This is a genomic window from Nesterenkonia sp. K-15-9-6, from assembly GCF_052656005.1.
Window position 1 is genome coordinate 1 of the sequence record NZ_JBQYEY010000024.1, and the last position, 12,875, is coordinate 12,875.

Annotated in this window: 9 protein-coding genes; 6 read left to right on the forward strand and 3 right to left on the reverse strand. The window is 71.0% G+C overall.

The window, feature by feature from the left end; genetic code table 11:
• Window positions 1-418 precede the first annotated feature (418 nt).
• Window positions 419-1,705, reverse strand: a complete 1,287-nt coding sequence (locus SD455_RS13315) for an adenylosuccinate synthase (RefSeq protein ID WP_445508405.1) — start codon at window positions 1,703-1,705, stop codon at window positions 419-421.
• Window positions 1,706-1,892: 187 nt separating this feature from the next.
• Window positions 1,893-2,546: a thymidine kinase gene (locus SD455_RS13320; protein WP_085437562.1), complete on the reverse strand. Its 654-nt coding sequence runs from the start codon at window positions 2,544-2,546 to the stop codon at window positions 1,893-1,895.
• A gap of 159 nt (window positions 2,547-2,705) precedes the next feature.
• Between SD455_RS13320 and SD455_RS13325 the strand changes: the two genes are divergently transcribed.
• From SD455_RS13325 to SD455_RS13350, 6 genes are read left to right on the forward strand one after another with little or no spacing between them, the layout of a single operon-like run.
• Complete coding sequence (locus SD455_RS13325) at window positions 2,706-3,449, forward strand: GntR family transcriptional regulator (protein ID WP_070158760.1); 744 nt, start codon at window positions 2,706-2,708, stop codon at window positions 3,447-3,449.
• Window positions 3,446-4,696 carry an anhydro-N-acetylmuramic acid kinase gene (locus SD455_RS13330; protein ID WP_445508406.1) on the forward strand — a complete coding sequence of 417 codons (1,251 nt, stop codon included), beginning with the start codon at window positions 3,446-3,448 and terminating at the stop codon, window positions 4,694-4,696. The genes SD455_RS13325 and SD455_RS13330 overlap by 4 nt, the downstream gene beginning before the upstream one ends.
• A gap of 18 nt (window positions 4,697-4,714) precedes the next feature.
• The gene (locus SD455_RS13335; protein WP_445508407.1) at window positions 4,715-6,238 is read left to right on the forward strand and encodes a sodium:solute symporter; all 1,524 of its coding nucleotides are present in this window, start codon (window positions 4,715-4,717) and stop codon (window positions 6,236-6,238) included.
• Window positions 6,235-7,176, forward strand: a complete 942-nt coding sequence (locus SD455_RS13340) for an N-acetylmuramic acid 6-phosphate etherase (RefSeq protein WP_445508408.1) — start codon at window positions 6,235-6,237, stop codon at window positions 7,174-7,176. Before SD455_RS13335 ends, SD455_RS13340 begins: the two co-directional genes overlap by 4 nt.
• On the forward strand, window positions 7,173-8,234 hold the full coding sequence (locus tag SD455_RS13345; protein ID WP_445508409.1) for a BadF/BadG/BcrA/BcrD ATPase family protein: 1,062 nt from the start codon (window positions 7,173-7,175) through the stop codon (window positions 8,232-8,234). The genes SD455_RS13340 and SD455_RS13345 overlap by 4 nt, the downstream gene beginning before the upstream one ends.
• The gene (locus SD455_RS13350) at window positions 8,225-11,164 is read left to right on the forward strand and encodes an FAD-binding and (Fe-S)-binding domain-containing protein (protein WP_445508410.1); all 2,940 of its coding nucleotides are present in this window, start codon (window positions 8,225-8,227) and stop codon (window positions 11,162-11,164) included. Before SD455_RS13345 ends, SD455_RS13350 begins: the two co-directional genes overlap by 10 nt.
• Window positions 11,165-11,335: 171 nt before the next feature.
• Here SD455_RS13350 and SD455_RS13355 read toward each other — a convergent pair whose 3' ends face one another.
• On the reverse strand, window positions 11,336-12,841 hold the full coding sequence (locus SD455_RS13355; RefSeq protein WP_445508411.1) for a lipase family protein: 1,506 nt from the start codon (window positions 12,839-12,841) through the stop codon (window positions 11,336-11,338).
• Between the last annotated feature and the right edge of the window lie 34 nt (window positions 12,842-12,875).

Consider the following 12,875-nt stretch of genomic DNA (forward strand, 5'->3'; position numbering starts at 1 on the left):
GGCAGCGCATAAGCACCGACCGAGATCGTCGATGCCGCACCGACCGCGAGAGCACGTTTCAGAACGCCTCTCCATGGAGACCGAGGTCTCCCCCTTCGTACAGACCGGGGATTCCCCCCGCTTGTGTCGTGCGTAGATTCCGCGTCCATTGGAGTGTCCTATTCATTGACGAAAACCGTGGACCGGCGCAGGTGCGATGCATCACACCTCGCCATCCCCCTAGCCAAGACGAGGCGGGGTGGAGTGTCAAGGGTTTCGTCAGCTGACGAGCAGGAAATCCAAGGATTCACGGGCGAATCACTCGGCCGGTCGGAGCAGAGCCGCGCAGGCGGGCACGCCGACCCTGTGACGCCGAAGAAAGCAAGCCCTACCGGCCGGGCGGCGCTGCCTCGTAGAGGGAGCCCCGCCTCGACGCGGATCAGTCGATCAGGTCACGCACGGCGATGACCTCATCCCGGCCCGGGCCCACGCCCACACCGGAGATCCGCGTGCCGCTCATCTTCTCCAGGGCCAGCACGTAGTCGCGGGCGTTGACCGGGAGATCATCCAAGGTCCGAGCTCCGGAGATGTCCTCCGTCCACCCGTCGAAGTGCTCGAAGATCGGCTTGGCGTGGTGGAACTCCGTCTGCGTCATCGGCATCTCGTCATACCGCACGCCGTCGACGCCATAGGCCACGCACACCGGGATCCGCTCGATGCCGGTCAGGACGTCCAGCTTGGTGAGGAAGTAGTCGGTGAAGCCGTTGATGCGGGAGGCATGCCGGGCCATGACGGCGTCGAACCACCCGCAACGACGCGGGCGACCGGTGTTCACGCCGAACTCCCCTCCGGTCTTCTGCAGGAACTCGCCCCACTCGTCGAACAGCTCCGTGGGGAACGGACCCGCGCCCACCCGGGTGGTGTAGGCCTTCACGATGCCGATGGACCGGTTGATGCGCGTGGGACCGATGCCGGTCCCCACCGAGGCGCCGCCGGCCGTGGGGTTCGACGACGTCACGAACGGGTAGGTGCCGTGGTCGACGTCGAGGTAGGTCGCCTGGCCGCCCTCCATGAGCACGACCTTGCCCTCGTCGAGCGCGTCGTTGAGCAGCAGCGTGGTGTCCACGACCATCGGACGCAGGCGGTCCGCGAAGGACAGGAAGTATTCGGCGATCTCATCGACCGTGATGGAACGCCGGTTGTACAGCTTGACCAGCAGTTCGTTCTTCTGCCGCAGAGCGCCGTCGATCTTCTGGCGGAGGATGGACTCGTCGAAGATGTCCTGCACCCGGATCCCAAGGCGGCCCACCTTGTCCATGTAGGTGGGTCCGATGCCGCGGCCTGTGGTGCCGATGGCCCGCTTGCCCAGGAACCTCTCGGTCACCTTGTCCATGGTCTGGTGATACGGAGCCACCAGGTGCGCATTGGCGGAGATCCGCAGGCGGGAGGTGTCCGCGCCGCGGGCCTCCAGCCCTTCGATCTCCTCGAAGAGCGCCTCCAGGTTCACCACCACGCCGTTGCCGATCACCGGCACCGCGTTCGGGGAGAGGATGCCGGCCGGCAGGAGCTTCAGCTCGAACTTCTCCCCGCCGACGACCACCGTGTGGCCCGCATTGTTCCCACCATTGGGCTTGACCACATAGTCGACGCGCGAGCCGAGCAGGTCCGTCGCCTTGCCCTTCCCCTCGTCTCCCCACTGGGCACCGACGATCACGATGGCTGGCATGTCGCTCCTTCAGGGTCCCGGCTCTGCGTCGGGACGTCTCGACGTCAGTGCCGTCTCCTTGCGCCGACGACACCGTCGGAAAGTCTACCAACGCGGGTATGACAGCCTGATGACGCCGTCGCGACGCTCCGCAGCCCTCAGTCCTGGACCGCTGCCTCTGCCCTGGCCCGCGACGCCGACGCCTGGTTCAGCCCAGCCGCCCTCCGGAGGCCTCCAAGTAGCAGCCCGCGCACAGCGACTCGTACCAGACATCCTCCCCGTCGATGGCCACCTGGTCACCGTCGAAGATGATCCTGTCCCCCGCCCGGCGGGTGTTGAAGACCGCCTTGGCGCCGCAGCGGCAGATGGTCTTCAGCTCTTCGAGGGAGTGCGCAATGTCCATCAGCCGGGCCGAGCCGGGGAAGGATCGGGTGCGGAAGTCGGTGCGGATCCCGTAGGCCAGCACCGGGACACCGTCCAGCACTGCGATCCGCAGCAGATCGTCCACCTGTTGCTCGGTGAAGAACTGGGCCTCATCCACCAGCAGGCACGCCACCGGCTTCACACCCCGGCGGAGCGCACGGGACTCCGCGTCGTCGACGCCGTCCAGCAGGGTGCCGGGAGCGTTGGCCTCCGCATGCTGGCGGAACAGCTCCCGCAGGGCGGCCCGAGGAGGGACCAGGAAGTCCACCGACCGGGTCACTCCGAGCCGGGAGACGATCTCGTCGGCACCTTTGGTGTCCAGCTCCGGCTTGGCGAGCAGCACCCGCTGCCCGCGCTCCTCATAGTTGTAGGCCGCCTGGAGAAGGCCGGTGGACTTCCCGGAGTTCATCGCTCCGTACCGGAAATAGAGCTTGGCCACCTTCGTCCTCTCTGATGCGGCTGCGGGCCCGCTCATTCTACGAGGGCCGCTCCCGCAGAGACCGTACCCACCGTCGCCCTGCCTCGCGGCAGAGTCCTCAAGGACAAAAGTTAGTCCAGTGGTCTTGATTCTGAGGGTGGCCTGTGTCTCAATGGACCCGTGACCAAATACCATGCAGTTCGCGACCAGCTCCTGGACCGCCTGGACGGCATGGCCGCCGGCGACCAGTTCCCCCCGGAGCGGGACCTCGCCCAGGAACTCGGCGTCTCCCGGATGACGCTGCGGCGAGCCATCGACGAGCTCGTCGCCCGCGGAGCGGTGCGCCGACGCCACGGGTCCGGCGTCTTCGCCCTGGGGCCGAAGCTCGACCAGGCCCTCGTCGCCAGTTCCTTCACCGAGGACATGCGCGCCCGCGGGCTCACCCCCGGCGCCCACACGCTGTCCCTCGAGGTCTCCCCCGCGGGACCCCGGATCCGGCGGCAGCTGCAGCTGGACGAGGGCGAGGAGATCGTGACCATTTCGCGGCTGCGCCTGGCGGACGACGAGCCGATCGCCCTGGAGGATCTCACCGTGCCCCGCACGCTGCTTCCGCACCTGCGTGCCGAGCACCTGGAGAACCGCTCGTTCTACGAGCTCCTGCGGGAGCAGCACGGCATCCACGTGGCCCACAGCGTACAGACCATCGAACCCACCGTGCTCGACGACGAGGAGGCGCGACATCTCGACGTGCCCGTCCACACGCCGGCCCTGCTGTTCGAACGGACCTCGCGCAGCGCGGACGGCACCCCGATCGAGTTCGTACGATCGGTCTACCGGGGCGACCGGTACAAGATCCGCACCGAGCTGACCGTGCCCGCCGCACCGGACACCGCAGAGGACGCCGGCGGCGGGAGGCAGCCATGATCATCGCCGGGCTCATGGCGGGTACCTCTGCCGACGCGCTCGACGTCGCCCTGGTGGAGTTCCGAGCAGAGGAGGAGCCCACCGCCGACGAGCAGACCGGCGGCCTCTCGCTCACGATGCGCCTGCTCGCCTCCCGTGAAGTGCCCTTCGAGCAGCAGCTGGCCCTGGACATCCTGCGGCTGCTCGAGCCCGCAGACGTCCCCCTCCAACTGGTCAGCAGCGTGGACGCCCGCCTGGGCCAGACCAGCGCCGAGGCGGTCAGCACCCTCTGCCGGGACGCCCAGACCAGCTGCGACCTCGTCGTCTCCCACGGCCAGACCGTCCGGCACGACGTCGTCGACGGGGTCGTCACGTCCACCCTGCAGCTGGGCCAGCCCGCGTGGATCGCCGCGGCCACCGGCCTGCCCGTGCTGTCCGACGTCCGGGCTCGTGACGTCGCCGCAGGCGGGCAGGGCGCACCGCTGGCGAGCATCCTCGACCATCTCCTGCTGGCCGGAGGGCGCACCCCCACGGCGATGCTGAACCTCGGAGGCATCGCCAACATCACGGTGGTCTCCCCCACCGCGGAGACGATCGCCTTCGACACCGGGCCCGCCAACGCCCTGATCGACCTGATGGCCCGCCGTATCACCGGCGACCCCCGCGGCTTCGACCGCGACGGCGCCCTCGCCGCCCAGGGGACCGTGGACCCTGTGCTGCTGGCGGACCTGCTCTCCGATCCCTACTACACCCTGCCCGCACCGAAGTCCACGGGCAAGGAGCACTTCCACGCCGACTACCTGGACCGGCATCTCAACCGCCGCCGGGCCGCCGGCACCGCCCCGGACGACGTCGACGTCATCGCCACACTGACGACGCTGACCGCCCGCACCGTCGCCCAGGCCTGCCGGGCCCACGGGGTCCGCGACGTCGTCGCCTCCGGAGGCGGGACGCGGAATCCCACGCTGATGACGCAGCTCCGAGCCGAGCTGCACACTGAGCTGCACTCGGGGCCGCACACCGGGCCGGACGCCGGCGTCGAGCTCCGCACCACGGACGAGGTCTTCGGTCTCCCGGAGGGTGCCAAAGAGGCCTGCCTGATGGCATTGCTCGGCTGGCTCAGCTGGCACGGCCTCCCCGCCACCCTGCCGAGTGTCACGGGAGCGGCCCACCGCAGCATCGCGGGCCGTCTCACTCCGGGCCGCCGGCCGCTCCACCTTCCTGCCCCCTCGCCCCTGAGGCCGACGCGCCTCCGCGTGGTCGGATGACCCTGAAAGAGAGCTGACATGCAGACCATCGACCTCCTGGTGATCGTGGCCTATCTGGCCGCCACCGCCTGGCTGGGCCTGAAACTCAGCGGACGCCAGTCAGGACTGAAGGACTACTTCGTGGGCGGGCGCAATCTGCCCTGGTGGGCCGTGTGCCTCTCCGTGGTGGCCACCGAGACCAGCGCCCTGACCGTCATCGGCATCCCGGTGATGAGCTACCTGGGCGACATCAACTACCTGCAGCTCGGCCTCGGGTACATCCTGGGCCGCATCATCGTGGCCTTCTTCATGCTGCCGAGGTACTACGACGGCGAGATGGTCACCGCCTACGCCTACCTGGGCAAGAGATTCGGCCAGTCCACACAGACCACCGCGGGGATCACCTTCCTGTTCACCCGGCTGCTCGCCGACGGGATCCGGGTGCTGGCCGCCGCCATCCCGGTGAACATGATCTTGCAGGGCCTGGGGCTCAACACCACCTACTTCACGATCATCGTCGTCCTGGCGGTGGTCACGATCCTCTACACTTTCATCGGCGGCATCAAGGCCGTGGTGTGGGTCGACGTCGCCCAGATGTTCCTCTACGTCGCCGGCGGAGTCCTCGCGATCATCATCATCACCGCCGCCACCGGAGGCGGCTGGCTCGGTGACGCCGCCGAGGCGGGGAAGCTCACCATGATCGTGCTGGAGGGCAATCCGCTCTCCAACAACGCCTCCTTCGTCGCCTCCCTGCTGGGCGGCATGGTCTTCGCCATGGCCTCCCACGGCTCCGACCAGCTGGTGGTCCAGCGGCTGCTGGCCTGCCGCACCAAGGCGGAGGCGCAGAAGGCCATCATCGTCTCTGGCGTCGTGGTGTTCGTGCAGTTCGCGATCTTCCTGCTGGTCGGGCTGGCGCTGTGGGGCTACTACGAACACGCCTCGCCGGAGTCGCTCGGCCTGACCCGCGACGACGAGATCTTCCCGCTGTTCATCATCGAAGGTCTTCCCCCGGGCATCTCCGGCCTCCTCCTGGCCGGCATCATCGCCGCCGCCATGTCCACCCTGTCTTCGTCGCTGTCCGCACTCTCCTCCTCCACGGTCACCGACGTCTACGCCCGCTTCCGCAAGACCCCGGTGACGGACCAGGAGGGCCTGAAGGTCGGGCGCTGGGCGACCATCGGCTGGGGGCTGGCCTTCATCGCCCCGGCCGCTGTGTTCCAGTCCGACGAGGGGAACATCGTGGTCCTCGCACTCGGAGTCGCCGGCATCACCTACGGCGGGCTGCTCGGCGCCTTCGTCTTCGGGATCCTCAACCGGCGGGCGCGCGCTGCGGACGCCAACATCGCCTTCCTCGCCGCCGTCGGGGTCAATGCGTTCTTCTTCGTGATGGAGAAGTACGTCACCGGCGAGGTGTGGGTGGCCTGGCAGTGGTACCCGCTGCTGGGTGTCCTGGTGACCTTCGCCGTCGGGGGCACGCTGTCCCTGCGGCACCCCGCCCGGCCGAAGCTGCCGGCGGCCCCCGGCCAGCAGCACAACGATCAGGAGAGGACCCCCGGACGATGACCGCTGACGACGCCGACGCCATGCCGGACCGTCCCCTCCCGCCCACGGAGCGGCGCAGTCCGCGCAGCCGCCACCTCGACGAGCTGGACACCCTGGGAGTGCTGCAGCTGCTGACCGCCGAGAACGAGGCGGCCGTCCAGGCCGTCACGGCGGTGCTGCCACAGCTGGCCGAGGTGGTCGACGCCGCCGCCGCACGGATGCGCCGCGGCGGCACCGTCCACTACTACGGGGCCGGCACCTCCGGACGGCTCGGAGTGCTCGACGCCAGCGAGCTCAAGCCGACCTTCAATCTGGAGCCGCACCGGGTCGTGGGGCACATCGCCGGCGGACGGGAGGCCCTGGTGGAGGCCGTGGAGAACGCCGAGGACTCCGCGGAGGAGGGCCGGCGGGACGCCTCGCAGCTGGGCCCCGACGACGTCGCGATCGGTCTGGCGGCCAGCGGCTCCACCCCCTATGTGGGCGGGGCCCTTCAGACCGCCCGCGCGGCAGGGGCCCACACCGTGCTGGTCTCCAACAATCCGCACGCGCCGCTGGCAGGCTCAGCCGACGTCCACCTGACTCTCGACACCGGACCCGAAGTGGTGACCGGCTCCACCCGGCTGAAGGCCGGCACCGCCCAGAAGCTCGTGCTCAACGGGTTCTCCACGGCACTGATGATCGCTCTGGGCCGCACGTGGCAGAACCTCATGGTCTCCGTGGTGGCCACCAACGCGAAGCTGCGGGACCGCACCGTGCGCATCCTGTGCGAGGCCGTGGGCCTCGAGGAGGCTCCCGCACGGGAGCTCCTGGAGCACGCCGGCGGAGACCTCAAGTCCGCCATCGTCAGCTCGCTGGCGGACGTCCCGGTCACGCGGGCCTCGGCCCTGCTCGACGCCCATTCCGGATCGGTGCGGGACGCGATCGCCGCCGGTCTGCGGCCCGAGGAGCGCGGCTCGTGACCGCCTTCCCCTCAGAGGCCGGGGTCCTCGGCCTGGACATCGGCGGATCCGGAAGCCGGATCGCCTGGGCCGGACTCGAACCCGGACCGCGAGAGGTCCTGACAGGCCCCCGGGTGCGGGTCAGTGCCTCGGGAAGCTCCGTCCCCCAGCTGGCGCGGGAGCTGCTCGACACCGCCGCACGCACCTGGCCCGAGCGCATGCGCGCCCTGCACGGCGTCGGCGTCGGCGCCACCGGTGTGGCCTCGCTGGTGAGGGACCCCGCCCGCCTGGCGGCCCAACTCACCGGAGAGACCGCGTGCCCCGCGGCTGTGGCCGTGGACGCCGTCACGGCACATCTGGGAGCCCTGGGCGGAGCGGGCGGCGCCGTCGTCGTGCTGGGCACCGGGGCGATAGCCGTCGGGCACCCCGGCCAGGATGCGACGGGGCTGCATCCCCCGCAGTGGCGCCGTGTGGACGGATGGGGCCACCTGCTCGGAGATCGCGGCGGCGGAGCCTGGGTGGGCAGGCGCGGCCTGGAGCTGGCGATGCGCACCCACGACGGCGTCGACGCCCCAGACGCGCACGACCCTCCGCAGCGGCGTGCCGGAGAGGCGCTGCTCGCCGCGGCGCGGAGGCGCTTCGGGGAGCCGGCCACCTGGCCCGGGCAGCTCTACACCCGCGAGGATCGCGCGGGCGTGCTCGGTGAGTTCGCCCGCGACGTCATCGAGCTGGCCGACGGCGGCGACCCGGCTTCGGACCAGCTTCTGCGGCAGGCTGGGAGGGAGGCCGCGCAGAGCGCCCTGGCCGCACTCGTCACCGACGGCGACCTCCACGACGACGGCGCCCCCTCCTCCGATGTCACCCCCTCCCCCTCCGTCCCCGCTGACGTGGTGCTCACCGGAGGGCTCGCGCGCGCCGGCGGCGCGCTGACGGACGGCTTCGCCGCCAGGATCACCGAGCACTCCCGCACCGTCACGGTCCGTCAGGCGGCAGGCGACCCCCTGGACGGTGCGCTCACACTGGCCCGGCTCGCCGCAGGCGACCGCCTCTCACCCCAGGACGGTGCCGTATGGATCTGAGGGGAACCCCGGAACTCAGCCCCTCCGCCCGCCGTCGTCTGCTGGCCGACCTCACCGGCGCCGTCGGCAGGGACAGGGTCCTGGACCGGGCGATCGATCGACATTCCCGGGCCCATGACGCCTCGCACTACCTGCTGGTGCCCCTGGTGGTGGTGATCGCGGAGAGCATCGAGGAGGTCGCCGCCGTGATGGCCGTCGCCGCCGCGCACCACGTGCCGGTGACCTTCCGCTCCGGGGGCACCAGCCTCTCCGGCCAGGCCTCCGGGGCCGGCATCCTGGTGGACACCCGCCGGGGGTTCCGCCGCATAGAGGTCCTCGACGACGGCGAGCGCGTGCGCGCCCAGGCCGGTGCCACACTGCGGGCGGTCAACACGCATCTGGCCCGCCACGGACGCGCTCTGGGCCCGGACCCCGCCAGCGAGGCCGCCTGCACGATCGGCGGCGTCATCGCGAACAACTCCTCGGGGATGGCCGCCGGGATCGAGCACAACTCCACACGGACTCTGGAGTCACTGGTGGCGGTGCTGCCCTCCGGAACGGTGGTCGACACCGCCGCCGAGGACAGTCTGCTCCACCTGCGCCGCCACGAGCCCCGGTTGGTGGCCGACCTCGAACGGCTGCAGGATCGGATCCGTCACGACCCCGACGCCGTCGCGGAGATCCGCGAGCGCTTCTCCCTGAAGAACACCATGGGATACTCGCTCGACGCGTTCTGCGAGGCCGAGGGTCTGCTCCAGCTGCTGAACCGGCTGCTCATCGGCTCGGAGGGCACGCTCGGCTTCGTGGCCGACGCCGTGTTCCGCGCCGTGCCGGTCCAGCCGGCTGCGGCGACCGGCCTGCTGATCTTCGACTCCGTGGACGCCGCCGCCCGGTCCCTGCCCGATCTGGTGGGCACCGGGGCGAAGGCGCTGGAGCTCATGGACGCCGAGTCCCTGCGGGTGGCCCGGCGCCTCCCCCAGGCGCCGTCCGCCGTGGACGGGTTCGAGGTCCGGGACCATGCCGCGATCCTCGTGGAGTATCGGGGAGACGATCCCGCCGAACTGGACGGCGTCCTCGGCACCGCTGCGCCCGTGATCAGCGCCCTGCCCACCGTGCGGCCTGCTGAGCTGAGCCGAGACCCGGCCGCGCGCGCCGCGCTGTGGAGCGTCCGCAAGGGCCTGTACGCAGCCGTCGCCGAGGCCCGCCCTCCGGGCACCACCGCGCTGCTGGAGGACGTGGTCGTGCCGGTGGAGCGCCTGGCAGCCGCCTGCCGGGAGCTGGCAGGGCTCCTGGCCGAGCACGGTTACACAGACCCGGTGATCTTCGGACACGCCAAGGACGGCAATCTCCATTTCATGATCACCGAGGACACGGAGGACCCCGCGGACCTGGCCCGTCTGGAGGCCTTCACCGAGGACCTGGTGCGGCTCATCCTGCGGCACGGCGGCAACCTCAAGGCCGAGCACGGGACCGGGCGCGCGATGGCGCCGTTCATCGACCGTCAGTACTCGGCCGCCCTGGTGGAGGTGCTGCACGGCGTCAAGCGCGCCTTCGACCCCGCCGGGGTGCTGAATCCCGGCGTGGTGCTGACCGCGGACACCCGAGCCTACCTGCAGGATCTCAAACCCGTGGACCGGGTGGACGACGAGGTCGACCGCTGTGTGGAGTGCGGATACTGCGAGCCGGTCTGTCCCAGCCGGGACCTCACCCTGACCCCGCGGCAGCGGATCGTGGTGCGGCGGGCGCGCGCCCGGGCGGAGGCCGACGGGGATCTCGCACTCGTCGCCGCGCTGGACGAGCAGCAGCAGTACGAGAGCATCGACACCTGCGCCGTCGACGGCCTCTGCGCCTCCGCCTGCCCGGTGGGGATCGACACGGGCGCGCTGGTGAAGCGCCTGCGCGGTGAACGTCGCGGGCGGCTCAGCGCGGGCCTGTGGAGGGCCGCCGCCCGGCACTGGGACACCGCCACGGCGGCAGCGGGCCGCACCCTCGACGCCGCGGCTCATGTGCCTCCCGGACTGATCACCGCCCCCAACCGTGCCGCGCGCGCCCTCATCGGTCCTGACACCGTCCCCCTGTGGTCCACGGACCTGCCCTCCGGGGGCCGACGGCGCAGCCTGCTGACGCCCCCGGCTGACGACGGAGAGGCCGACGGCGGGGCACGGGGCACCGGGGAGGGTGACGCCGCCGTCGGCCAGGCGGCGGCGATCTTCCTGCCCAGCTGCCAAGGCGCGATGTTCGCCCCCGCCGGATCCGCAGGCACCGAGGGCTCCGGCGTGCAGCAGGCCGTGTCCCGGCTGTGCGCCGCGGCCGGCCTGCGGCTGCTCGTGCCCGAGGAGATCGACACGCTGTGCTGCGGCACCCCGTGGTCCTCCAAGGGCTTCACCGCCGGACAGGACGTGATGGCAGAACGGGTGCTCACAGCCGTGGCCGCCCTGCAGAGGCCTGAGGCCGGCACCGTCGGACATCCGCCCGTGATCGTGGATGCGACCTCCTGCACCGAAGGTGTCCAGACGATCATGACCGACGCCAGGGCACGGCAGGACCCCCGGGCCGTGTCCGTGGTGGACGCGGTGAGCTTCGTGGTGGAGCACGTGCTGCCGCGGCTGACCGTGGATCCGAGGCGCAGGGTCGAGTCGCTGACCCTCCATCCGACCTGTTCGTCGCAGAAGGCCGGGGTCTCTGCCGACCTGCAGACGCTGGCCGAGGCCGTCGCCGTCGAGGTGCATGTTCCGGCCGACTGGGGGTGCTGCGGCTTCGCCGGTGACCGCGGGATGCTCCATCCGGAGCTCACGGCGTCGGCGACTGCCGCCGAGGCGCGGGAGGTGCGGCAGCTCGACGCCGTCGACCACGCGTCCTGCAACCGGGCCTGCGAGATCGCGATGACCCGGGCGACGGGCCGCGTCTACCGGCACCTTCTCGAGGTGGCCGCCGATGTCCTGGCGGTGTGAGCGAACCGGCGTCGCGTCGGGAGCTCACCGACTACTGCCGCCAGACCTTCGCGACCAAGCCCGGCTGGCAGGGACTCTGATCTCCCCCGACAGGGTCATCCCCCAGCCGGGGAGGGCTCCGACCGCACCGCCGGGAGGTCGGAGCCCTCCTCGCCCGCGCTGACGGAAGCCTCAGAGCCGCCAGCAGCTGCTCACCGGAGTGACTCCGTTCAGCGTCGCCGCCGTGAACAGCGCCACACCCGGCATGCTGGCCACGTGCCCGCCCACATGGGTGGGCGCCACGTTCGATTCGAACGTCACCCTCGCCCCCTCGCCGCACCACCGCTGCGCCAGGCCACGGCCGGTGGAGTAGGGGATGACGTCATCGAGCAGCGAATGGTTGATCTGCACAGGCACGTCCGGGGCGCGACCGTCCCCGATACGCTGCGCCGCCAGCGCCGAGGCGAAGGGCTCATCCTGGATGAGCTCGGTGAAGGCGCGGCCGTCCACGGTCAGCGTGGCCGTGTCCACGAACATGTGACTGATCAGCGCGGAGACCGTGCACTGGCCGGAGGCCTGCTCCAGCCGGGCCAGCCCTTCGTCATTGAGGAACTCGGCGGGGTCCAGCCCCTCGGACTCCACCAGCCCGCCGAGCGCAAACAGGAGGAACGCGTTGTACAGGCTGCTGTCGATCATGTCCCCGACCTCAAACAGGTCTGCCGGCACCGCCCCGGCCGCCCCGGAGATCAGGTTCAGCTCCGGCGCGTGCTCATGCGCCGACTCCAGGGCCGCGGCCGCCGCGCCCCCGCCCTGCGAATAGCCACGGATGTGCACGGGGCTGTCCGGACCGAGCGCCACACCCTCGGCCTCCTGGGCCGCGCGAGCGGCGTCGAGCACCGCATGGGCCTGGTCCACGCGGTTCATATAGGTGTGCATGCCCTCGGTCCCCAGCCCGATGTAGTCCGGCATCACGACGGCGTAGCCCGCCTCCAGCGCCGCGGCCACACCCAGGCCCTCATACTCGGTGCCGGCGGCCAGCTGCCGGCTCGGGGCGCACTGATCGCCCAAGCCTTGGGTGCCGGGCGCGTGGACGATCAGCGGTCGCTGCGGATCGTCGCCGCCGCGGCGCGGCTCCAGGACGGTGGCGACGGCGGCGCGGGCCTGCCCGTTGGAGTCGGTCGTGCGGTACATGATGCGGGTGACCTCGGCGTCGTGCTCGATCAGCCCGACGGGGTCCAGGTAGAAGGTGGCGGGCTGCTGACGGACCAGCGCGCCGTCCTGGTCGGGGAGGTCCTGCGGCACGGCGTAGAAGTCCTCGTCAGTTCCCTGCGCCAGATCCTCCAGGGCGGCGGCATAGTGCACGTCCTCCTCGGTCAGGTCCGCTGAGGACCCGACGGCGGCTTCGGCCTCCTCGACGGTGACGTCGTCGGGGACCTGCTCAGCGGTCAGGTCGGCGGGGCCGGCGTCGTCGGCCTCCTGCCTCTGCTGCCACAGCTGCTCCAGCTCCGCGAGGTCCTCCTCGACCGCGAGCTGCTCCGGCTCGGCGGAGGCCGCAGGCATCACTGCCAGCACCAGCACCGCGGCGGACAGCGCGGCACCTGCCCCACGGGCCAGGCGCCTCCCTCCCCGGGGCGGGGAGACAGCGGGCGGTCCGCCGGGTGTCCGGCGGCGGGGGCAGGGCGTCACAGAGTTCGTCATCGAGCCTCTCCATCAGTGCGGGATCAGAACCGGA